The organism is Nocardiopsis endophytica (assembly GCF_027706725.1).
Classification (GTDB): domain Bacteria; phylum Actinomycetota; class Actinomycetes; order Streptosporangiales; family Streptosporangiaceae; genus Nocardiopsis_A; species Nocardiopsis_A endophytica.
Genome location: NZ_JAQFWQ010000057.1, coordinates 14,663 through 35,981, shown reverse-complemented (window position 1 = coordinate 35,981; position 21,319 = coordinate 14,663). Strand labels below are relative to the sequence as shown.

Here is a 21,319-nt window from a genome sequence, read left to right as displayed (position 1 = left end):
ACGCAGCGGCACGGCCGCCCGACCGTGGAAGACGCATGCAGCAGCCGAACCATGACCACCCGTACGGCCATGACCCGCTGAAGGAAGGGATCCGTGTCGACGGTGTCCGGGCGAGCCCGGGCGGACGGCGGACCCTGCGGTTCGGGACGGGCGGTTACACGACCGACCCGCGCCCGATCGTGAAGGCGCTCGACCGCGTGTTCTCCGCCTGGCCCATGTTCACCGCGTTCATCGTCCTGGTCCTGTCGGCGATCGGGTGGATGGTCGGCGACCCCGGCACGCCGCTCCACGCGTTCCTCCCGGTGTTCCAGGGCGGCGTCGTCGGCGGCCTGGCGTACCTGATCGCGGGCCTGCTCTACCACCAGGGCGGGGAGATCCTCGGCGAGATCGCGGCGTACGCCCTGATGGGGGTGCTGCTGTGGCTGCTCATGGTGTGGGTGGTGGTCTGGCTGCTCCTGCTGCCGTTCCCGCCGGTGCGGCGGGCCCTGAAGGCGTGGTGGAAGAGGCGCTGGCCGGACAAGGAGGACGGGAGCCGCCGCAAGTGGCGCAAGCGGGCCGCGGGCGAGCGGGTGCCCTATTCCAAGGTGGCATCGGGGAGCCTCTCCTACGACCGGCGCGGCGGGGCGGTGGTCACCCTGTGGTTCGTGGACGGCAGCCGCATCGTGTACGCGGCCTGGGGCGAGTCCGGACAGCGCTTGGCCGGCGCCTTCCACCGGGCGCTGGGCGTCCGTCTGCGCACCGCCCTATAGACGCGGCCCCGGCAGCGGATCAGCTGCCGACCAGGGGTTGCACGGTGCCGAGGATGTCGGCCGTCTCCTCCGGGCGGCTGACATGGGGGCAGTGCCCGGAGGCCAGCTCCACGGGGCGGACGCCCAGCCGTTCCAGGGCGGCGCGGCGCATCCAGTCCGGGCGCAGCGTACGGTCCGCGGTCGGCAGGATGTAGGTGGAGCGGCCCTCCGGGCGGCCGGTGGCCGGGCGGCTCCGGTAGACCTCGGGCGGGGCGAACATGCGCAGCGTGCTGAGCGCCCACTCCTGCACGTCCTTGGCGCAGTCGTGGAACAGGAACCGGCGGGCGGCGTCGTGGTCGGAGGAGGGGTCGACGCCGATCCAGTCCTCGGCGAACATCGCCGCGGGGTCGGCCTGGGCCTCCTCCAGGAGGCTGCGCCCGCCGGCGGTGTCGGGGACGTAGGCAGCGAGCCAGACCAGGGCCCCGGCGCCGACGGCGCCGGCCACGGCGGGGAGCAGGGCGCCCGAGCCGGAGTGCGCCACCACCACCGGGGCACGGACGCGCGCGGGTATCTGCCCGGCTGCGATCCGCGCGTGGTCCTCGACGCCGAGGGCGGGATCGCCCGGCAGGTCGATGGGGATACCGGTGTGGCCGCGCTGCGCGAGCGCCTCGCGCAGCAGGTCCCACCCGGCCGGGGACTGGGTCGTTCCGTGTATGAGGACGAAGTCGGTCATGGCGCTCCCCTGCCCGCCCGGCGCCACTCCGACTCACGGCGCGGGCGATGTGTCCCGCAGGGAACTGCGATAGTCGTCCCATGGCGATGTACGACGGTGCACGGGTCGAGATCCACGACGAACTCTGGGGCGAAGGCGACGGGCCGGAACCGGAAACGGAGCTGAACCGCACCATCTCGGTCTGGGGGCGCGCCGCCTCCGGTGTGTGGCTGACGCCCGAGGATGCGCAATGCTCGCTCGTGGAGGAGGACATCGAGGTCCTGATGGAGAACGACGGCTTCCTGTTCGTCAGCCTGGACGGCAGAGAACAACTCGTCGAGCAGGTCTCCGCCGCCTTTCCCGGGGCCGATGTCCGCTACTTCTCCGAGGACGAGGACGGAGAGGACAGGGAACTGGACGTCGCCGGCGTGGCGCCCGTCTTCCAGATCGAGTACTCCATGGACATCCTCATGGACGACTGACGCCGACTCCCCCGCTGCTCGACGCGGCCGACGGCTTCGCCGCAGGCCCGGGCCCGAGAAGCGTCACGGCGAGCGCCCCCAGGGCGAGGGTGCCGCCGAGCACCATGGCCGATGTGCCGCCGAAGCCGTCGACCGCCCATCCCCCGACGAGTGCGCCGAGGGCGATGCTGGCGTTGAACACTCCGACGAACAGCGCCGTGACGGTCTCGGTGTTCTCGGGCGCGGCCTTCATCATCCATGTCTGGGACGCCACCGACACGCCCCCGTAGGCCAGGCCCCACAGGACCATCAAGGCGCCTGCGCCGAGAACGGTGACCCCGCCCCAGGGGACCACGAGCACGGCGCCGGCGATCTCCAGGGCGAGGAGGGTGGCTACAGGGGGTGAGTCCTCAGGTGTCTGAGGAACGCCTGCCACTCGTCGCTCGGGAAGTCGAGGTGACCGCGGCCTGGGTTCTGGCTGTCGCGGACTTGGACGACGTGGGCATGTGACCGGCACTCGACGCAGTTCGAGTCCCCCTTGCTAAAGCTGGACTTGTGCCAGCTCTCGCCGAGGCGGCACTCAACGCAGTTCGCGTCTCCGCCCTTCGAATGGCTCGACTTCTGCCACGTCTCACTAAGACGAAACTCGACACAGTCGTTGCTTCCACCGCTGTAGCTGGACTTGCGCCATTCATCCATCATGTTCGGATCCTATCCAGCTCGTCTCTCAGCAGCGCCAGCGACTGCCCAGGGGCCGCTGCCGCAGCCTGCAGCGACGCGAAGAGTGCCCGCCGACGGCACACAGTCCCCACACTCGTGAGGATCTGCCCGTGCTCTGGAGACTCCACATACGCCATGTCTCTCCCATCAGGCATTGTCAGCACCCTGAACCCGCCGCTGTTCCCTGGGTGCTCCGGCAGATCCTCTGGAACCACCTGCAGAGTGATGCGCCCCGACTCACCCAGCTGAATCACGTAATCGATCTGTTCAGCGGTGGCGCTCGCACCCCCATAACGCCGCCGAAGCACGGAGCTGTCCACCACGACCCAGATCATGGGGCGGTCGGACATTCGCATTTGCTCAACCCGCTTGAGGCGTTCCGCAAGGCGCACGTCAAGCTCTTCCTTGCTCATCCCAGGGAGCGCCGACCGGATGAGCGCGAAGGCGTATCCCTCAGTCTGAAGGTAGCTGGGAAAGGTGAGCGCCTGGTAATCGTAGACGGCATGCGCGGCACGCATGGCGGCGGCGATCTCTCCCAGCCACTCGGGGCGCCCGTCCCCCATGACCTCAGCCCACAGACGCCCCAGGCGCCCGCCGCCGACAACGGAATCCAAGGCTTCACGCAGGGCCGACGACGGGCTCATCTGCCCAAGCTCAACCCTGGACAGCTGGCTCTTATTGCTCTGGACGCGAGCCGCCAGGGCGACCAGCGTAAAACCGGAATCTAGCCGACATTTCCGAACTTCACGACCATACTTCTCCAAAGGCGTGGCCCCTGGGGAGTCCTGACGAGCCATACCACAAGGAGAGCACGTTCATCCCCCACCCGCGATCAGTTCCCAAGAATTCCCAGAGCTTGGGAATGTTTCTGCGACATTCCCGATCGTCTTCACTCCGACAGGCGGCGCACGCACACTCGATGCCACGAAGGGCCCCGGCGACCGCGTGACCGGCCCCGGGGCGTGGCCTCACCTGCATCGGAGATGAGACATATGGACGATATCCCACAGATCGCGACCACGGAGTACGAGGCCGCCATCACCCGCGTCGCGAACAAGGCCGCCGTCTACGGCCTCCGGCTCGATCGGCGCCCCACGCCCGCCGGGCAGCTCTACACGCTCACCGACCGCGGCGGCCGCGTCGTCGCCTCCCGTGCCTACCTGGCCGACATCCAGTCCGCCCTCCGCCGGCTCGGCATCGACGCCTGAAGCCGGGCTGCTGCGCGGTAGGCGAGGGGGCCGCGCAGCAGCCCACCCCGACCACCCGCCCCCATTGACAACACGTTGTCAATTCGACAGACTGTTGTCATGACGAACGGAACAGTCCACCTCGCCGTCTACGACACCCTCGCCGACTGGGAGACCGGGTACCTCACCCCGCACCTGCGCAGCGGGGTCGCGCACAAGAAGCCCGGCGGCTACGGCGTGACCACCGTCGGCCCCACCACCGACCCCGTCACCACCATGGGCGGCGTGCGCATCGCGCCCGACATCGCCCTCGCCGACCTCGACCCGGCCGACAGCGCGATGCTCATCCTCCCGGGCGCGTCGGCCTGGGACACCGACGCCGACCTGCTCGCCCCCTTCGCCCGGGCCGCGCGCGCCTTCCTCGACTCCGGCGTCCCCGTGGCCGCCATCTGCGGGGCCACCGCGGGCCTCGCCCGTGAAGGGCTGCTCGACGACCGGGCCCACACCTCGAACGCACCCGACTACCTGGCGGCGACCGGCTACGCAGGGGCCGCGCACTACTGCGACGAGCCCGCCGCCACCGGCGGGAACGTGGTCACCGCCGGGGCCACCGCCCCGGTCGCGTTCGCCCGGGAGGCCTTCGCCCTGCTCGACGTCTTCGAGCCCGACGTGCTCGACGCCTGGTACCGCCTCTTCGCCCACGAGGACACCAGCGCCTTCGAGGTGCTCCAGCGCGCCGCCGGCGCGACCGAGGGGGCCTGAGTGGCGGCGGAGTCCCCCACCGCACCGGACGCGCAGGAACTGCTCTCAGGGGCCGCGCTCACCTCGTTCCGGCTCAACGGCCGGTTCCTCGCGGTGGCCGAGGCCATGGCGCGGCCCGCCGGGCTCACCGCCGCGCGCTGGCAGGTGCTCGGCGCGGTCCTCCACGAGCCGCTGACGGTGTCGGGCATCGCCCGCGCCATGGGCATGACGCGCCAGGCGGTCCAGCGCACGGCCGATCTCCTCGTCGGGCAGGGCCTCGCCGAGTACCGGCCCAACCCCGCGCACAGCAGGGCCAAGCTGTTCGCTCCGACCGAAGAAGGCCTCGCCGCCGTGCGCGGGATCGGCCCCGCCCACGGCGAGTTCGCCGCACGCCTCGCCGACGCCATGGGCCCTGAGGAGCTGGCGCGCACCGTCGAGGCGATGCGCAGGCTGGCCGACGCCGTCGAGTCCCTGGAGGAGCCGGACGCCGGGCAGTGACGCCGCACCACCCCGCTTCCCCGTTGATCTCGGGGAAATAGACGTTAAAACCGCGCCTGTAGCGTCGCTTTTCCCGAGATCAACAACGGACCGGACCTGGCTCAGTCGGCGTTGGCCTCTTCGTAGGCGTCGACGACCTCGGCCGCCGTGCCGTCCATGATCAGCTCTCCGCGCTCCATCCACAGCGCGCGGTCGCACGTGTCGCGGATCGTCTTGTTGCTGTGACTGACCAGGAACACCGTCCCGGCCTTCTCCCGCAGCTCCTTGATGCGCTTCTCCGAGCGCTTGCGGAAGGCGCGGTCACCCGTCGCCAGCGCCTCATCGATCAGCAGCACGTCGTGGTCGCGCGCCGCGGCGATGGCGAAGCGCAACCGGGCCGCCATGCCCGAGGAGTAGGTGCGCATGGGCAGGGAGATGAAGTCGCCCTTGTCGTTGATCCCCGAGAAGTCGACGATGTCGTCGTAGCGCTCGCGCACCTCGGCCGGCGTCATGCCCATCGCCAGGCAGCCCAGCACCACGTTGCGCTCGCCCGGCAGCTCGTTCATCAGCGCGGCGTTCACGCCCAGCAGCGACGGCTGGCCGTTGGTGTACACCTGGCCGCGCTCCGGCGGGATCAGCCCGGCGACGGCCCGGAGCAGGGTCGACTTGCCCGACCCGTTGGAGCCGATGACGCCGATCGCCTCGCCCCTGCGGGCCACGAAGCTCACGCCCTTGACCGCGTGCACCTCGCGTGCACCGCCGCCGCCCTTGCGGCGGGTCAGCGCGCGCAGCAGGGCGGCTGGGCCCCCGCCGCCGGAGCGCCCGGCGGCGCCCCGCACCCGGTAGACCACGTGCAGCCCGTCGGCGATGACCGTCGGCTCTCCGAGGTCGGACGGGGCGTCGGGCGAAGCGGCGCCCAGCGCCTCGGCGGCCTCCGCCGCCTGCGCGGTCGCCGTGGCCCCCTCAGTCGCGGCCATAGCTCTCCTCCGCCTTCCAGAAGTAGACGAACCCGCCGATGAGCACCGCGACCGCCCACCCCGCGGCCGTCCACCACGCGTTGGGCGGCATCTCCGAGGCGGTGAAGCTGTCGATCAGCGCGAAGCGCATCAGGTCGATGTAGACGGCCGCCGGGTTGACGTCGAGGACGAACCGCACCGCCGCCGGGGCGTTGGCGGCCATCACCGAGATCGAGTACATCACGCCCGAGGCGTACATCCACGTCCGCAGGACGAACGGCATGAGCTGCGCCAGGTCGCTCACCTTGGCGCCGGCGCGGGCGAAGACCAGCGACAGGCCGGTGTTGAACAGCGCCTGCAGCAGCAGCGCGGGCACCGCCAGCAGCCAGTTCCACTGCGGCACCTGGCCGGTCACCATCACGATGACGAGCAGCACGCCCATCGTCACGAGCATCTGCCGCATCTGCACCAGCGCCAGCGAGATCGGCAGCGCGGCGCGCGGGAAGTGCAGTGCCCGGATCAGCCCCAGGTTCCCGGAGATCGCGCGCACCCCGGCCAGCACGGTCTGCTGGGTGAAGGTGAACACGAACACGCCGGTGACCAGGAAGGGGATGAAGTCCTCGACGCCGCGGTCGGTCTGCAGCAGCAGGCCGAAGATGAGGTAGTACACGGCCGCGTTGAGCAGCGGCGTGCCGACCTCCCACAGGCGCCCGAGGTTGGCCTTGCTGTACTTGGCGCTGGCCCGTGCGCGGGCGAAGGCGTCGATGAAGTGGCGGTGCCGCCACAGCGCCTTCAGGTACCGGCCCAGCGGCGGCCGCTTGCCGCTGGGGGCGAGTCCGTGCCGCGCGGCGAGTTCCGCGAGGCCTGCGGCCTCCGGGGCGCTCGGGGCGTCCGGGTCCGCGTCCGCCGGGGCGGCCGCCCGCGCGGAGGACGGGGAACTGCTCACGCTCGGCTCGCTTTCGATTCGGGACCGCGGTGGGTAGAGTCGTCGGCCGCTCCACCGTGACGCGACCGTTTCGCCGCTGGAGAGCGTAGGCGACGCCACGACAGAACGCAACCGTTTCGTCGCGGCCCTGCGTTAGGCTTCGTCACATGGCCGAACCCGAAACGCCCGCCCCCAGACGCGCCCCGGCCGGCGCCGCGGTCCTGCAGGAGGACGTCACGCGCGCCATCCGGGCCGCCGTCTTCACCGAGCTGGCCACGTCGGGCTACGGCCGGCTGTCCATCGAGGCCGTGGCCAAGCGCGCGGGGGTGGGCAAGACCGCCGTCTACCGCCGGTGGAAGTCCAAGCTGGAGCTGGTCCTGGACGTGGTGTCCGAGGTCGCCGGGCAGGTCACCCCCGTGCCCGACACCGGCTCGCTCCGCGGCGACGTGCACGAGCTCGTCACCACGGCCGCCCAGGCGCTGCGCCACCCGCTCGCCCGGCAGATCGTGCCCGACCTGCTGGCCGAGGCCGCGCGCAGCCCCGAGATCGCCGCCACCCTGGAGGAGGCGCTGCAGCGCACGCAGCGCGGCATCGCCGGTGTCGTCATCCGCAACGCCGTGGAGCGCGGAGAGCTTCCCGAGGGCACCGACCCCGAACTCGCGCTCGACCTCATCCTCGGCCCCGTGTACTGGCGGCTGGCGGTCATCCGCGAGGAGCTGACCCCGGCCCAGGCGCGGAGCCTAACGCGCGCCGCGATGGCGGCGCTGGCCGATGCCGGAACCGAATAGCGGCCGAAAGCCCCTTTCGTGTTCCGCAATCCCCCTCTCAAAAGGCGATCGGCGTTCTAGGGTGGACACGACGCCGGATCAAGAGAGGATGCCACGCATGCTCCACCGTGAGCGCGGTCGGGCCCGCCGCGCGATCACCGAGGCTGCGAACGAGTACCGACGCTCTCTCAAGTCGTTCGACGTCGGGACCCCGCCCCCGGCCACCTGGCGCCAGCACGCCTTCGACACCGACCCCGGCCGCCGCTCGCACGTCAGCGCCGCCCGCGTCCGGGAGGCCCTGGCCGACGTCGACACCGCGCTGCGCCGCATGCCGGAGATCCTGGAGGCCATCGACGCGGTCGAGGTGGACGACCTGATGGCGCAGGAGCTGATCAAGCTCAGCGGAGGCGACCCCGACTCCTTCTCGGACGAGCTGGACAACGCCGTCTGCGAGGAGCGGCTGCACCGCTCCGAGGAGCTCGGCTACACCGACGAGGTGGCCGCCTTCCTGCGGTTCGGCAACCTCGTCGTCCAGTCGCGCACGACCGACCGCTACCGGTGCCTCGTCCTCGACCTCAAGGAGTTCCGCCCCGAGCCCGCCCTGGCCTACAACATCTACGACGCCCTGCGCGTGTACAACAACCTGAGCAGTTCGCGGTTCCACGACACCGTGAAGATCTTCCGCGACATGGGGCGGATCGACTAGCACGGGCGGCCCCGCACCGCGGGGCCGGTGCGGGGCCGCTTCAGGACGGTCAGGGGAACGCCGATCGGGCGGTAATCCGAACGGGGAGGACTCCGCGGGCGATGCGCCGAACGGGGGATGCGTCCCGACGGTGCCGGTGGAGCCCGGTCACCCGGCCGAGGCGTTGGAGTCGCGCGACCCCAGCGCGGGGCCGTGCCGGAAGCGCCCCTCCGGCTCGGAGGCCGGGACCTCCGGGAACGGCGGCATCTCGCCCGCGGCGAGCCCGGCACCGGCCAGGCGCCCGTTCCCCATCGCGCTCAGCCGCGCGCCCACGTCCCTGCGCAGCTGCGGCAGCATCGCATAGAGGCGGTCGCCCGGGCAGGCGGTGGCGTTCAGGTCGCGGTGCCCGATGATGGCCGACGTCGGCCGCCCGTAGGCCGAGCACAGCCAGGCGCAGGTCTCCACCAGCGCGTTGTACAGCGCCGTCGTGGGCGTGGCCGAGGTGTAGGTGCCCTGGTTCTCGATGCCCACGGCCCGGGAGTTGTAGTTCGCCACGTGCGCGCCGACCACGTGGCGGCCGTTGTTGATGGCCGACAGCGAGGAGTTGCGGCCCTCCATGATGTGGCCGCCGCGGGAGATGGTGAGCTGCTGGCCCGTGTCCGCCCAGCCGTTGGAGTCCATGTGGTAGTTCTGGATCGACCTGGACAGGGCGTACGCGGCGGCCAGCGAGTAGTCGGTGCTGTTCCCCGTCGCGGTGTGGTGCACCACGATGTAGGTGGGGGCCTGGTTCAGCACCTGGGCCGGGCTCGTCGGCGGCCGGGCGTTCCAGGCGGCGCGCGTGCGCACGGTGGGCGCCGCCGCGGCGGCCGCGGCGCTCGGCGCCGCGACGGCCTGCGCCGCCCCGCCGAACAGCACGCCCCCCGCCACCGCCGCCCCCGTGAACAGGGCCGCGCGCCTGCTCACCGCCCGCCGGTCCGACGGATACTGTCTACGGTCTTCTGGCATCGTTCCGTCCTCGGAATCATCGGGTACCGGGTCGTACGCGAACGATCGAAACACGCTCCGTGGCGGCGCGAATAGGGATGCGGACGGGACTCCCCGACCGAAAGCGGCCTCCGAAAGGCCCTTGACGGCCGCCTCCGGCCCGCAGGCGCCGCTCCGTCCCCCGGTGCCGGTAATCTGCGGCGCGAAGGGAGGCCCCGTGGACGCCGTCGCCGCCCCCGCACGCCCCCTGGCCACCGCGCTCATCGCGGCCATGGCGCTGACCGCCGCCGTCGCGGCGGCGGTGCTGCTGTCCGGCCCGCCCGCGCCCGCACCGGCGTCGGCCCCCGAGGAGGCCTTCAGCGCCGAGCGGGCCGCCGTCCACCTGGAGGCCGTCGCCGCCGAGCCGAGGCCGCCCGGCTCCGACGGCCACGCGGCGGCGCGGGACCTGATCGCCGGGGAGCTGGAGAAGGCCGGGCTGGAGACCGAGGTCCAGTCCGCCGTGGGCACCACCTCCTCCCCGGGGTCCGTCAACGCCGCGGCGACCGAAAACGTGATCGGTGTGCTCCCCGGGACGGACCCCACGGGCCGGGTGGTGGTCGCAGCGCACTACGACACCGTCCCCGGGAGCCCCGGCGCGGGCGACGACGGGGCCGGGGTGGCGGCCATGCTCGAAGCGGCGCGCGCGATGGCCGCCGGGGAGGCGCCGCGCAACGACGTCGTCTTCCTGTTCACCGACGCCGAGGAGCCGGGGCTTCTCGGCGCGGAGGCGTTCACCTCCCAGCACCCCCTGGGGCGGGACGGGGGCGTGGTCCTGAACTGGGAGGGCCGCGGCTCCTCAGGCCCCTCGTCCGTCTTCCGCACGGCGCCGCTGAACGATTCGGGTGTCATCGGGGTCCTGGCCGAGGAGGCGCCCCACCCGCGCGGCGACTCGGCGTCGGCCGCGAGCTTCGCCGACCAGCCTTACGACACCGACATGACGGTGTTCACGGACGCCGGATTCGCGGGGCTGGACTCGGCCTTCGGCGGGGACGCGGCGCACTACCACAGCGCCCAGGACACGGTGGAGAACCTGTCCCGCGCGACGCTTCAGCACCACGGCGACAACATGCTCGGCATGGCCCGCGCCCTCGGCGGGCGCGACCTCGGTTCCCTGGAGAGCGGGGAACCGGCGACCTTCTTCAACGCGGCGGGGCGAATGGCGGCCTACCCCTCGTCCCTGGACCTGCCCATCGGCGCGGCGGCGCTGGCGCTGTCACTGGTCGCCGCCGTCGTGGCGCGCATGCGCCGGGCCGCGACCGTGCCGCGGATGCTGGGCGGCCTCGTCGCGGCGGCGGCCGCCGCGGCTCTGGCCTACGGCGCCGCGCTCGCCCTGTGGCAGGGCGTCCTCCTGCTGCGGCCGGACCTGGCACCCCTGGCGGTGGTGGGCGACCTGTACCGGCCCGCATGGCTGCGCGCGGCGTCGGTCGCCGTGACGGTCGGGGTGCTGGCCGGCTGGTACCTGGCCGCGCGGCGGCTGCTGGGGCCGACCGCGACGGCGGTCGGCGGCACGGTCGCGGTCGCGCTGCTGGGGGCGCTGAGCGCATTCGAGCCGGGCGTCTCCCACACGTACACGATCCCCGCGCTCCTCACGGGTGCAGGGCTCACGGCCGCTCTCGTCCTGCCGGAACGGATGTGGATCGCCCGGACGGCCGCCGTGGCCCTCGGATCGCTGGGCGCCGTGCTGCTGCTGGTCGCCCCCGCGGTCTCCGCGCTCACCGAGACCGGGATCCCGGGCGCTCCCGTGCTGGCGCTCCTGTGGGCGCCCGGGGCCGTGCTGCTCGCCCCGGTGCTGGAGATCGTCCTGCCGCGCGCGCGGCGGAACCCCGATACCGGGGACGGGACACCGGAGGAGGCGCCCGTCCCCCGCCCCCTGCGCCGACCCGTCTGGATCGCGGTCGCGCTGGTCTCCGCGGGGGCGGTGGTCGCGGCCGGGACGGTCCTGCGCCCCGGGTACACCGACGCCGAGCACCCCCTGCCGGTGGACCTGGCCTACGTCCTCGACGCGGACACCGGGGAGGCCGTGTGGGCCGCCCGCGGGTCCCACGAGCACCCGTGGGCGGCACCTTACGTCGAAGGCGACGTCCCGTTCGACGCCTCGGAGCTCCTGGTGTCGGTACCGCCGCGGTTCCCCGTCGCCCAGGGGCCCGCCACGGGCGCCGACCTCGCCGCCCCCACGGCCGAGGCGCGCCCCGCGCCGCCCGACGACGTGGCGGGCCGGGAGGCGGTGCTCCGGGTCGGCTCCGCACGAGGCGCCACCGACCTGCGCGTGGACCTGAACCGCGTCCCGGAGGAGCTGGAGATCGCCTACCCGGGGGTGGACGGACGCACCCCCGGCGTTGAGGAGCGGAAGGCCGAGATCCAGCGCAGCGACGAGGAGGACGCGGCATTCAGGATCGGCCTGTCGGCCGTCCCGGAGGACGGCGTGGAGCTGCGGATGCGGTTCGCCTCCGAAGAGGAGGTGGAGGTCAGGGTCACCGATCGCACGCGCGGGCTCGAAGGGCTGCCCGACTACACCGAACCGCCGGGGGATGTGGGGCCGTGGGTCATGCCGGATTCGCATTCGACGCTGGTGACACGGACGGTCCGGATCTGACGGGCGGTGCCCGCACGGCGGGGGAGGCGCCTCAGTCGCGTCCGGGGCCGGGGACCCGGCCCCTGTGCCCGGGGACGTGGGCGAGCGCCATCTCGACGATGGGGTACACGTCCAGCAGCTCGTCGATCCTGAGCGCGTCGAGGGTGCGCTGCACCTGCGGCGTCGGCTCGGCCAGGACCATGTGGCGCCCCTGGGCCGTCAGGACCTTGTAGGCGGTGAGGACCGCCCGGACGGCGCTGGCGTCGAAGAACGTCACCCGGGAGAGGTCGACCACCACGCATCTGCGCTCGGCGGCCGCGGCCGCCTCGATCACGTCATCGCGCATCCGGTCCGCGGTCGCGATGTCGATCTCGCCCCGGACCGGCACCACTGTGGCACTCCCGCATGGGAAGCGCTCCATAGGTCCTCCATGCACGCCGCGCCGCCTCTCAGTCGCGCCCCCGAGTAACTTCACGATCACCCCCGTGCGCAAGATCGTATCGCCCCATTGGCGCCTTGAGGGGGTTTTCTCGGAAATCCGCGGCGCGCCTCGCGTTCAAGGGACTTTCGTCCCCGTTCGCCAGCGCACCAGGGCCCGTCACCACCGTTCCCCCACCTCAGGCGTTCACCGGGGCCGCCTCCAACAGGCGCATCTCCAATGGCATCTCGGATTCGCCCACGGCACGCAGTCCGGCCTGTTTGAGGACGGCCTGATATTCGGATCCGGTGCGTTCCACGCCGCCCGTCATCACCATCATGTGCACGTCGAAGGCGAGCGACAGCCACGGGTGCCCGTGGTCGGGCAGGACGCGTTCGGCGATGAGCACGCGGCCGCCCCCGGCGGGCATGGCGGCGCGGCAATTGGAGAGGATCCGCTGCGCGGAGGCGTCGTCCCAGTTGTGCAGGACGCGGCCGAGGATGTGGACCTCGGCCTCGGGGACGCGTTCGAGGAAGTCTCCCTCGACGACCGTGCAGCGCCCCTCGGCGATGTAGGGCAGCAGGCGCTCGCGCGCGGGCTCCATGGCTGCGGGCAGGTCCAGGAGCACTCCGATGACGTGCTCGTGGCGGCTCAGGACGGCTTCGAGGACGACGCCGTCGCCGCCGCCGACGTCGGCGACCTTCGACACCCCGGAGAAGTCGAAGGACGACGCGAGCGCGTCGGCGTAGCCGACCCCGGCGGCCATGCCGGCGGAGAAGCGCCGGGCCTCCTCGGGGCGGGACGCGATGAAGGAGAAGACGTCCTCGCCGAACGCGGCCTCGAAGGGGCGCACCCCGGTCCGCACGCCCTCGGCGAGCCGGTCCCAGGCCTCGCGGAAGTAGTGCGAGTCGTAGAGGAGGGCCTGTTCGCGCATGGAGGCGGGGTGGGCGGAGCCGAGCAGCTCGCCGGTGGGGGTGAGCGCGTACCGCCCCTCGTCGTCGTGCACCAGGCCGACGGCGGCCAGCAGCCGCAGCAGCCGTTCGAGGGGCTCGCGCCGCACGCGCAGCTCATCGGCGAGCTCGGCGCCGGTGCGCGGACCGTCCGCGAGCCCGTCGGCCACCCCGAGCTCGGCGGCGGCGGCCACGGCCTTGCCGACCCACGGCCCCACGAGCAGCCTGAGCAGTTCCCTGCGGTCTGCGTCTCCCCCGGTCACAGCACTCTCCCCAGATCGATCGTCACCCACCGTATCCCGCCGACCGCGGACCGCCCCGCCACCCTCCGGGAACGCGCCGCAGGAGGGGCGCCGATGAGTCCGCACAGCGGTGTCCCACCCGTGACCCCCGACACCCTAGACGCCCGAGGGCGCCGGCCCACCCGGTGTCGCCGTGCGGCCCGAAAATGTCGTACCCGGCCCGTAGTTTCAGGGATGTGAGCACACACTGGAGCGCCGACGACGTCTGGGACCTCCTCCCCGACGGCTCCTCCCGGTCGGACGTCCTCACGGCGGCCGACGGGGGCTCCTGGCCCGTCCTGGGCGCGGCTCGGGAGGTGTGGGGTTCCGGGACCGGGCAGGACGGGTCCGGTCCCGGGACCACCGTCTGGGGCGAACACGCCCGGGACGCCTCCGCCCCGCTCCGCGTCGCCGTGCGCCTGCCGGACGCGGGCGGCGGCCCGCTCCACCGGTGCGGGTGCCCGGTCCGGCGCAGGATGTGCGCCCACGCGCTGGCCCTGCTCCTGCTGTGGATCCGGGGCCGTGCCGACGACACCCCTCCCCCCGACTGGGTGGTGCGCTGGCCCGGCCGCCGGGCCGCCGCCCTGCGGGCCGTCGAGCAGCGGGCCCTCCGCCGCGCCGACCGGGTCGCCGCCGGCCTGGCCGACCTCGAACTGTGGCTGCGCGACCAGGTCGACACCGGCCTGGCCGACGCGCGCACGGCCGGGTACGCGCACTGGGACGGCATGGCGGCGCGGCTGGTGGACGCCCAGGCGGGGCGGGTGGCCCGGCGGGTGCGCGCGCTTGCGGGGGCCGTCGGGTCCGCGGGTCCGCCGACCTCCCCCGACTGGCCGTCGCGGCTGCTGGCGGAGGCGGCGCTGCTGCGGCTGCTCGCCTCCGGGTACCGGCGCCGCGACCGGCTGCCCGAGGGGCTGCGCGCGACCGTGCTGTCCCGGGTCGGGCTCGGGCCGGGGCCGGAGTCGGCGCCGGTGCGGGACTCCTGGCAGGTCCTCGGTCGCCACGACTTCTCCAGCGGGCGGCTGGCGGGGTGCCGGACGTGGCTGCGCGGGGAGGTGAGCGGGCGGATCGGCCTGGTCCTGGCCTTCGCGCCGGAGGGCGGCGCGCCGGACGCCCCGCTGCCCCCGGCGACGGTGGCCGACGCGGAGGTGGTCTTCCGTGCGGCCGAGCACCGGGCGTCGGTGTCCCGTGTGCACGGCGAGCGTCCGCTCGCGGCGCCGTCCGGCGGAGGCGCGGGGGACGCGATGCGCTCCTGGGCCGGTGCGCTGGCCGAAGACCCGTGGCTGGAGGCCTGGCCCGTGGTGCTGGAGGGCGTGCGGCCCGCGCGGGACGCCTCGGGGTCGTGGTGCCTGGCCGATGCGGACGGCGCGGCGCTTCCCGTGTGCCCGCAGGCCGCGCCCCCGTGGCGGCTGCTGGCGGTGAGCGGCGGCGCGCCGGTGACGGTGGCCGCCGAATGGACCCCGGAGGGGGTCCGCCCGCTGACCGTGTGGCCGCCGGGCGACGACAGGGGAGTCCCGTGCTCCGGACCCGTTCGCCACGTCCAGGAGGAGCCGCAGTGAACTCCCTCGTGAGCGCGGAGCCGCCGTCGCTCTTCTGAACGCTCCCCGGGCCGGGCACCCGGCCCGGGGAGTCCGCCCCGCTCGCGGGCGGCGTGGTCTTCCCTCGCGCCGCCCGCGACCGGTGCCCCTTCGTGCGGACCGGCCGCTCCGCCCGTTCGGACTCCAACAGTGCACCCCACCCCGAAAGGCCCCCGTTGGACGCGTTCCCCCCTCCCCCGCCGGTCCCGTGGGACGAGCTGGTCGCCGCGGCGCTCGTGGGGACCGCGCGGGCCGGGGTCCCCGGCGGTGGGGACGACGCCTCCGACCACCCCGCGCTCGTCCTGCTCGACCGTGCGGCACTCGCGCTCATCCGGGACCGGGCCGGTGTCCGGCCCACCACCGCCACCCCCGTCCCGCCCGCACCCGGCGAGTCCTCCCCCTGGGCGAGCCCTGCCGCCGGCTCGGCGCTCGACGTCCTCCTCGACCGTGACGACCCCGAACTCATCGCCGAATGGCTGGAACTGGCCCGCGCGCGCGACCTGACCGCCCCGCCGCCCTCCCTCCCCGCGCTCCTGGACGCCGGGGCGCGCCACCGCGTCCTGCGCACCGCCATCGTGCCCGTCGCCGGAGAGCGCGGACGCTGGCTCGCCTCCATCTCCCCCGCGTGGTCCTTCCTGCTCGACTCCTGGCCGCCGGAGGAGCGCGTCCCCTCCGCCGACCGCTGGGCCGCCGAGGGCTCCGCCGGCAAACGCCGCATCCTCGCCTCCCTCGAAGAGCACCTGTCCCCCGGCGACGAGGACTTCCTCGCCACGGCGCTGCGCGACCCCGCGCCGGGCGTGCGCGCGCTCGCCTCCGCCCTCCTGTCGCGGCTCCCCTGCTCCAAGCGCGGCGACGCGCTCGCCCGCCGCGCCCGCTCCCATGTCCGCCCCGGCACCGGCGGCCGCCCCACCGTGCGCCTGCCCGACCCCTCTGACCGTGCGCTCGGTGCCGCCCTCGGCCTGCGCACCCTCCCGGCCGCGGGCCCCGCCGCCTCCCCGGAGATCCGGCGCGAATGGCTGTGGACCCTGGTCGCCCACGCCCCGCTGCGCACCTGGACCGGCCACCTCGCCGACGACCGCGCCGGAGTGGTCCGCGCGGCCTCCGCCGCCCGCGACTGGGACCTGCTCGACGCCCTGGCCAACGCCGCCATCGTGCAGCGCGACCGGGAGTGGGCAGAAGTCCTGCTCGGCCCGGTCATGGACCGCCTCCTGCAGGGCCACTCGGTCTACGGCAGCCGCGGCCCCGCCCTGCTGGCGCTACTGCCGCCCGAGCGGCGGTGCGCCTGGGCCGCCGATGCCATCGGCGACGCCGGGGCGCCCGGGTCGCAGTTCCCGCTCCGCGTCCTGGAGCACGTGCCCGGTCCGTGGAACGACGGGCTCGCCGCCCGCGCCCTGCGCGCCGTCGACGCCGCCTCCACCGGCCCGGACGAGTCCTACCTGCCCGAACTGTGCCGGATCGCGGCCCGCCGCCTTCCCCCGTCGTTCGGCGCCCGTGTGCGCCGCCCCCGGCCCGGCGACCCGCCCCGCGCCGCCGCGGCCCTGTCCGATCTGGAGGACGTCCTGCGCCTCCGCCGCCGGATCCACGAGGAGCTCCAGTGACCCCGACCGACGCCGGACCGCCCGCCGACGTGCTCCGCCCGCACGCCGAGCAGCGCCACGCCGACGAGCTCGCCGCGCTGGCGCGGGCCGACGACCGCGCCCGGCCGCCCGGATGGCGGTTGTCCCCCTGGGCGGTGGTGACCTATGTGCTCGGGGGCGAACTCGACGACGGCACCCTCGTCTCCCCCAAGTACGTGGGCGACCGCCGCATCGTGGAGGTGGCGGTGGCGACGCTGGCCACCGACCGGGCGCTATTGCTGGTCGGGGCCCCCGGCACGGCCAAGACGTGGCTGTCGGAGCACTTGGCCGCGGCCGTGTCGGGCGACTCCTCCCTCATGGTCCAGGGCACGGCCGGCACCTCCGAGGACGCCGTCCGCTACGGGTGGGACTACGCGCGGCTGCTCTCGGAGGGCCCATCGCGGCGCGCCCTCGTGCCCGGCCCCGTCATGACCGCCATGGCCGAGGGGCGCCTGGCCCGCGTCGAGGAGCTGACCCGCATCCCCTCGGAGGTCCAGGACGCGCTCATCACGGTCCTGTCGGAGAAGACCCTGCCCGTCCCCGAGCTCGGCGAGGAGGTGCAGGCGCGCCGCGGGTTCAACCTCATCGCCACCGCCAACGACCGCGACCGCGGGGTGAACGCCCCTTCTGGGGCCCTCCGGCGCCGGTTCAACACGGTGCACATGCCCTCGCCCGCGACCGCGGAGGAGGAGGTCGCCATCGTGGCCCGGCGCGTGGACGAGATGGGCCGCTCGCTGGGCCTGCCCGAGGTCTCCTCGGGCATGGAGGAGATCCGCCGCGTGGTCACGGTCTTCCGGGAGCTGCGCCGGGGCGCGACCGAGGACGGCCGCGCCGAGGTGGCCTCGCCCGGCGCGACGCTGAGCACCGCCGAGGCGATCTCGGTGCTGACCCAGGGGATGGCGCTGGCGGCGCATTTCGGCGACGGGGTGCTCCGCCCGGCCGACGTGGCCGCCGGGGTGCACGGGGCGGTGGTGCGCGACCCGGTGGCCGACGGGGTGGTGTGGCGGGAGTACCTGGAGACGGTCGCCCGGGACCGGGACGGTTGGGGCGAGTTCTACCGCGCGTGCCGGGAGGTGGGCGATTGAGCCGGCGGCACCAGGGAGGTGTGCGCGTGCTCGGGGTGCGGCACCACGGCCCGGGGTCCGCGCGCGCCGTGCGGGCGGAGCTGGAGGACTTCGCCCCCGACGCGGTCCTCGTCGAAGGGCCGAGCGACGCCGACCCTCTGCTGTCGCTGGTCGGCGGGCTTGAACCGCCGGTCGCACTGCTCGCGCACGCCCCCGGCGGGCGCGGCGGGCCGCGCCGGTCGGCCTTCTGGCCGTTCGCGTCCTTCTCGCCCGAGTGGCAGGCCCTTCACTACGCCCACGAGCACGGCTGCGACGTCCGCTTCTGCGACCTCCCGGCCTCGGTCTCACTCGCCGTGGAGGGTGACGGGGACGGCGGGAACGGCAAGGGCGCCCGACCCGCCGACCCGCTCGCCGAGCTCGCCGCGGCGGCCGGATACGACGACGCGGAGCGCTGGTGGGACGACACCGTCGAGCACCGGAGCCGCGAGCGCGGCAGCGCTCCGCCGCCGTCGCCGTTCGCCGCGATCGCCGAAGCCATGACCGAGGTCCGCGCCCGCACCGCCCCCGGCCCGCTGCCGCTCCACGAGGCCAGCCGTGAGGCCCACATGCGCCGGACCGTGCGCTCGGCCCTGCGCGCCGGCCACGCCAGGATCGCCGTCGTGTGCGGCGCCTGGCACGTCCCGGCCCTCCTGGAGCGCCCCAAGGCCGCCGATGACGCCGCCCTGCTGCGCCGCCTGCCCCGCGTCACCGCCGAGACGACGTGGATCCCCTGGAGCCACGGCCGCCTGAGCGCCTCCTCCGGCTACGGCGCGGGCGTACGCGCCCCCGGCTGGTACCACCACCTCTTCACCGCCCCCGACCGGCCGCTGGAGCGGTGGCTGTCCGAAGCCGCACGCCTCCTGCGCGCCGAGGGCGAGCACGTCTCCACGGCGCACGTCATCGAAGGCGTCCGGCTGTGCGAAGCGCTGGCCGCCCTGCGCGGCCGCCCCCTTCCCGGGCTCGACGAGGCCGGGGAGGCGGTGGTCTCGGTCCTGTGCGAAGGGTCCGCCCTCAAGGCCGAACGCGTGCGCGCGGCCATGGAGACCGCCGAGCGCCTGGGCCGCGTCCCGCTGTCGGTGCCCAGGGTGCCGCTCCAGCGGGACCTCGAAGCACAACAGCGCCGACTCCGCCTGCGCCCTGAGGCCGAGCCGCGCGACCTCGATCTCGACCTGCGCGAGGAGAACGGGCGCGCGCGCAGCGCGCTGCTGCACCGGCTGCGCATGCTGGACGTGGACTGGGGTGTGCCCCTCGCCGACCCGGTGCGCGTGCTGGGGTCCTTCCACGAGCGCTGGCGCCTCGCCTGGCTCCCGGAGATGGAGGCGGCGGTCGTCGACGCCTCTCTCTGGGGAACGGACGTCGCCTCGGCCGCCGACGCGCGCACACGCGAACGCGCGGCGCACGCGGGGCTCACCGACCTGACCGCCCTCGCGGAGCGGTGCCTGAAGGCCGGTCTCGACGGCGCCTTGGAAGCGGTGCTGGACCGCGCCTCGGCGCGCGCGGCGCACGTGGCCGATACGGCCGCGTTCATGGACGCCGTCCCGCCACTGGCCCGCGCCGCCCGGTACGGGGACGTGCGCGGCACCGGGAGCGCCCCTTTGCGGCGGGTGGCGGCGATGCTGCTGGACCGGGTGTGCGCCGGGATCGGGCCTGCCGTCTCGGGGCTTTCGGAGGAGGCCGCCGCGGGGATGTGCGGTGCGGTGGAGGCGGTGCACCGGTCGGCGGCACTGATCGGGGGCGCCTCCGAGCGCTCGTGGTGGGAGGCGCTGGTCCGGCTGTCCACGCGCACGGGCGTTCCCGGCCTCGTGGCGGGCCGGGTACACCGGCTGCTGCGCGACGGCGGACGCCTCGACGATGGGGAACTGCTCCGGCGGTTGAGCCGAGCGGTGTCGCGGGGTTCGGATCCCCAGCGCGCGGCGGCATGGATCACGGGCTTCCTCGGGGGCGAGGGCCTGGTGCTCGTGCACGACGAGGGCCTATTGCACCTTGTCGACGAGTGGCTGTGCGGTTTGGACGGCGAATCGTTCGACGCGGTGCTGCCGCTGCTGCGCCGCACGTTCGGCGGCTTCTCCAACGGTGAGCGCCGCGCGATCGCCCAGAGGGTGCGCACGATCGGTGCCGACCCCCGGACGGCGTCCCGGGCGCCCGAGGCCGACCTCGACCGCGCATCGGCGGCGATGGCCACCGCCGCTCTGCTCCTGGACAGGGAAACGAGCACGACATCTGGAGAGCCATGACGCACCCTGGTACCACCGTCTCCGACGAGCGGCTCCGGCGCTGGCGCCTCGTCCTCGGCGAACCCTCCGGGTACGGGCCGCTGCACGGACGCGACGCGCGGGTCGACTCCGCCCTCGCCGCCCTCTACGACGGCGGCCCCGACGCCACCGCCCCGCGCGGGGCGACGCTCGGCGACTCCTCTCCCCGCGTCGCGCGCTGGCTCGGCGAGGTCCGCGACCTCTTCCCCTCGCGCGTCGTGCGCGTCCTCCAGGCCGACGCCCTCGACCGCCTCGGTCTGCGCCGCATGCTCCTCGACCCGGGCCTCGCGGAGGCGGTCCGCCCGGACGTCCACCTTGCGGCGGCGGTGCTGGCCCTGGCCGACTCCCTGCCCGAGGAGGCCCGCGCGCCCGCCCGCGCCCTCGTCCGGCGGGTGACCGACGACCTGGAGGAGCGCCTGGCGCACCGGATGCGCTCGGAGCTGCGCGGCGCCCTGGACCGCTCCGCCCGCACCCGCCGCCCCCGCTCGGCCGCCGACATCGACTGGCACGCCACCATCCGCCGCAACCTGCGCCACTACGTGCCCGAGCGCGGCGTGCTGGTCCCCGCCTCCGTCGTGGGCCGGGCCCGCAGCGGCCCGGGGGTGCGCGGCCATGTGGTGCTCGCCGTCGACCAGAGCGGGTCGATGGCCGCCTCCCTGGTGTACGCCGGGGTGTTCGCCTCGGTCCTGGCCTCGCTGCGCTCCCTGGACACCCGCCTGGTGGCCTTCGGCACCGACGTGGCCGACCTGACCGACCGCCTGTCCGACCCGGTCGACGCGCTGTTCGGGGCCTCCATCGGCGGCGGCACCGATGTCGGGCGCGCGCTCGCCTACTGCGAAGGGCTCATCACCGATCCCGCCGAGACGGTCCTGGTCCTCATCACCGACCTGCACGAGGGCGGGTCCTCTGAGGAGATGCTCCGCCGCCTGGCCGCGCTGCGCTCCGCCGGGGTCCGGGTGGTCGTCCTGCCCGCGCTCGCCGACGACGGCACGCCCGCCTACCACGCGGAGAACGCCGCCGCCCTGGCCTCCCTGGGGATTCCGGCGTTCGCCTGCCCTCCCGACGACTTCCCCGATCTCATGGCCGCCGCGCTCGAAGGGCGGCCGCCGTCGGAGTGGTCCCGAGAACTCGGGAACGGGCGTTAGTCGATCACCATCGGGGTCAGAGGACC

At 74.2% G+C, this 21,319-nt stretch carries 22 protein-coding genes; 13 read left to right on the top strand and 9 right to left on the bottom strand.

The features are described 5' to 3' along the window. Nucleotides 1–35: 35 nt before the first annotated feature. The gene (locus O4J56_RS19000) at nt 36–749 is read left to right on the top strand and encodes a hypothetical protein (protein WP_270687403.1); all 714 of its coding nucleotides are present in this window, start codon (nt 36–38) and stop codon (nt 747–749) included. A 19-nt stretch (nt 750–768) separates the two neighbouring features. On the opposite strand, the gene O4J56_RS18995 is transcribed toward O4J56_RS19000, so the two are convergent. Next, nucleotides 769–1,461 carry an alpha/beta hydrolase gene (locus O4J56_RS18995; RefSeq protein ID WP_270687402.1) on the bottom strand — a complete coding sequence of 231 codons (693 nt, stop codon included), beginning with the start codon at nt 1,459–1,461 and terminating at the stop codon, nt 769–771. Between the two features lie 80 nt (nt 1,462–1,541). On the opposite strand from O4J56_RS18995, the gene O4J56_RS18990 reads away from it, so the two are divergent. Beyond that, nucleotides 1,542–1,922, top strand: coding sequence for a hypothetical protein (locus O4J56_RS18990; RefSeq protein WP_270687400.1), 381 nt, complete (start codon nt 1,542–1,544; stop codon nt 1,920–1,922). Here O4J56_RS18990 and O4J56_RS18985 read toward each other — a convergent pair. From O4J56_RS18985 to O4J56_RS18975, 3 genes are read right to left on the bottom strand one after another with little or no spacing between them, the layout of a single operon-like run. After that, nucleotides 1,909–2,337: an MFS transporter gene (locus tag O4J56_RS18985; protein ID WP_270687398.1), complete on the bottom strand. Its 429-nt coding sequence runs from the start codon at nt 2,335–2,337 to the stop codon at nt 1,909–1,911. The genes O4J56_RS18990 and O4J56_RS18985 overlap by 14 nt on opposite strands. Beyond that, nucleotides 2,295–2,600: a DUF397 domain-containing protein gene (locus tag O4J56_RS18980; protein ID WP_270687410.1), complete on the bottom strand. Its 306-nt coding sequence runs from the start codon at nt 2,598–2,600 to the stop codon at nt 2,295–2,297. Before O4J56_RS18980 ends, O4J56_RS18985 begins: the two co-directional genes overlap by 43 nt. After that, a complete protein-coding gene (locus O4J56_RS18975; protein ID WP_270687397.1) occupies nt 2,600–3,385 on the bottom strand; it encodes a helix-turn-helix domain-containing protein in 786 nt (261 codons plus the stop codon). The genes O4J56_RS18980 and O4J56_RS18975 overlap by 1 nt, the downstream gene beginning before the upstream one ends. 228 nt (nt 3,386–3,613) lie before the next feature. Here O4J56_RS18975 and O4J56_RS18970 point away from each other — a divergent pair, with 228 nt between their 5' ends. The 3 genes from O4J56_RS18970 (at nt 3,614) to O4J56_RS18960 (ending at nt 5,047) form a co-directional block, all read left to right on the top strand. Then, nucleotides 3,614–3,829: a hypothetical protein gene (locus tag O4J56_RS18970; RefSeq protein WP_017624490.1), complete on the top strand. Its 216-nt coding sequence runs from the start codon at nt 3,614–3,616 to the stop codon at nt 3,827–3,829. Nucleotides 3,830–3,928: 99 nt separating this feature from the next. Then, nucleotides 3,929–4,570 (top strand): DJ-1/PfpI family protein, encoded by a 642-nt coding sequence (locus O4J56_RS18965; RefSeq protein WP_270687395.1) that lies wholly within the window; start codon nt 3,929–3,931, stop codon nt 4,568–4,570. Beyond that, entirely contained in the window at nt 4,571–5,047 is a 477-nt protein-coding gene (locus O4J56_RS18960; RefSeq protein WP_270687394.1) for a MarR family winged helix-turn-helix transcriptional regulator, read from the top strand. A gap of 101 nt (nt 5,048–5,148) precedes the next feature. Here the strand turns inward: O4J56_RS18960 and O4J56_RS18955 are convergent, their stop codons facing one another. Both O4J56_RS18955 and O4J56_RS18950 read right to left on the bottom strand, forming a co-directional pair. Continuing rightward, nucleotides 5,149–6,003, bottom strand: coding sequence for an ABC transporter ATP-binding protein (locus O4J56_RS18955; protein ID WP_270687393.1), 855 nt, complete (start codon nt 6,001–6,003; stop codon nt 5,149–5,151). Then, on the bottom strand, nt 5,990–6,928 hold the full coding sequence (locus O4J56_RS18950) for an ABC transporter permease (RefSeq protein WP_270687392.1): 939 nt from the start codon (nt 6,926–6,928) through the stop codon (nt 5,990–5,992). The genes O4J56_RS18955 and O4J56_RS18950 overlap by 14 nt, the downstream gene beginning before the upstream one ends. A 146-nt stretch (nt 6,929–7,074) precedes the next feature. Here O4J56_RS18950 and O4J56_RS18945 point away from each other — a divergent pair, with 146 nt between their 5' ends. Continuing rightward, nucleotides 7,075–7,695, top strand: coding sequence for a TetR/AcrR family transcriptional regulator (locus O4J56_RS18945; protein ID WP_270687390.1), 621 nt, complete (start codon nt 7,075–7,077; stop codon nt 7,693–7,695). Nucleotides 7,696–7,792: 97 nt separating this feature from the next. Beyond that, on the top strand, nt 7,793–8,380 hold the full coding sequence (locus O4J56_RS18940; protein WP_270687388.1) for a hypothetical protein: 588 nt from the start codon (nt 7,793–7,795) through the stop codon (nt 8,378–8,380). Nucleotides 8,381–8,527: 147 nt separating this feature from the next. On the opposite strand, the gene O4J56_RS18935 is transcribed toward O4J56_RS18940, so the two are convergent. Then, on the bottom strand, nt 8,528–9,364 hold the full coding sequence (locus tag O4J56_RS18935; RefSeq protein WP_270687387.1) for a peptidoglycan recognition protein family protein: 837 nt from the start codon (nt 9,362–9,364) through the stop codon (nt 8,528–8,530). A gap of 196 nt (nt 9,365–9,560) precedes the next feature. Here O4J56_RS18935 and O4J56_RS18930 point away from each other — a divergent pair, with 196 nt between their 5' ends. Continuing rightward, nucleotides 9,561–11,975 (top strand): M20/M25/M40 family metallo-hydrolase, encoded by a 2,415-nt coding sequence (locus tag O4J56_RS18930; RefSeq protein ID WP_270687386.1) that lies wholly within the window; start codon nt 9,561–9,563, stop codon nt 11,973–11,975. Between the two features lie 31 nt (nt 11,976–12,006). Here the strand turns inward: O4J56_RS18930 and O4J56_RS18925 are convergent, their stop codons facing one another. Together O4J56_RS18925 and O4J56_RS18920 are read right to left on the bottom strand one after the other, a co-directional pair. Next, on the bottom strand, nt 12,007–12,375 hold the full coding sequence (locus tag O4J56_RS18925; RefSeq protein ID WP_270687385.1) for an STAS domain-containing protein: 369 nt from the start codon (nt 12,373–12,375) through the stop codon (nt 12,007–12,009). 196 nt (nt 12,376–12,571) lie between these two features. After that, on the bottom strand, nt 12,572–13,585 hold the full coding sequence (locus O4J56_RS18920; RefSeq protein WP_270687383.1) for a methyltransferase: 1,014 nt from the start codon (nt 13,583–13,585) through the stop codon (nt 12,572–12,574). Between the two features lie 215 nt (nt 13,586–13,800). Between O4J56_RS18920 and O4J56_RS18915 the strand changes: the two genes are divergently transcribed. The 5 genes from O4J56_RS18915 (at nt 13,801) to O4J56_RS18895 (ending at nt 21,293) form a co-directional block, all read left to right on the top strand. After that, nucleotides 13,801–15,159 (top strand): serine/threonine-protein kinase, encoded by a 1,359-nt coding sequence (locus O4J56_RS18915; RefSeq protein WP_270687381.1) that lies wholly within the window; start codon nt 13,801–13,803, stop codon nt 15,157–15,159. A 194-nt stretch (nt 15,160–15,353) separates the two neighbouring features. After that, nucleotides 15,354–16,775 (top strand): DUF5691 domain-containing protein, encoded by a 1,422-nt coding sequence (locus O4J56_RS18910; protein WP_270687380.1) that lies wholly within the window; start codon nt 15,354–15,356, stop codon nt 16,773–16,775. Beyond that, nucleotides 16,772–17,878, top strand: coding sequence for an ATP-binding protein (locus O4J56_RS18905; protein ID WP_270687378.1), 1,107 nt, complete (start codon nt 16,772–16,774; stop codon nt 17,876–17,878). The genes O4J56_RS18910 and O4J56_RS18905 overlap by 4 nt, the downstream gene beginning before the upstream one ends. Beyond that, nucleotides 17,875–20,130 (top strand): DUF5682 family protein, encoded by a 2,256-nt coding sequence (locus O4J56_RS18900; RefSeq protein WP_270687376.1) that lies wholly within the window; start codon nt 17,875–17,877, stop codon nt 20,128–20,130. The genes O4J56_RS18905 and O4J56_RS18900 overlap by 4 nt, the downstream gene beginning before the upstream one ends. After that, nucleotides 20,127–21,293, top strand: coding sequence for a VWA domain-containing protein (locus O4J56_RS18895; protein WP_270687375.1), 1,167 nt, complete (start codon nt 20,127–20,129; stop codon nt 21,291–21,293). The genes O4J56_RS18900 and O4J56_RS18895 overlap by 4 nt, the downstream gene beginning before the upstream one ends. Nucleotides 21,294–21,319 lie beyond the last annotated feature (26 nt).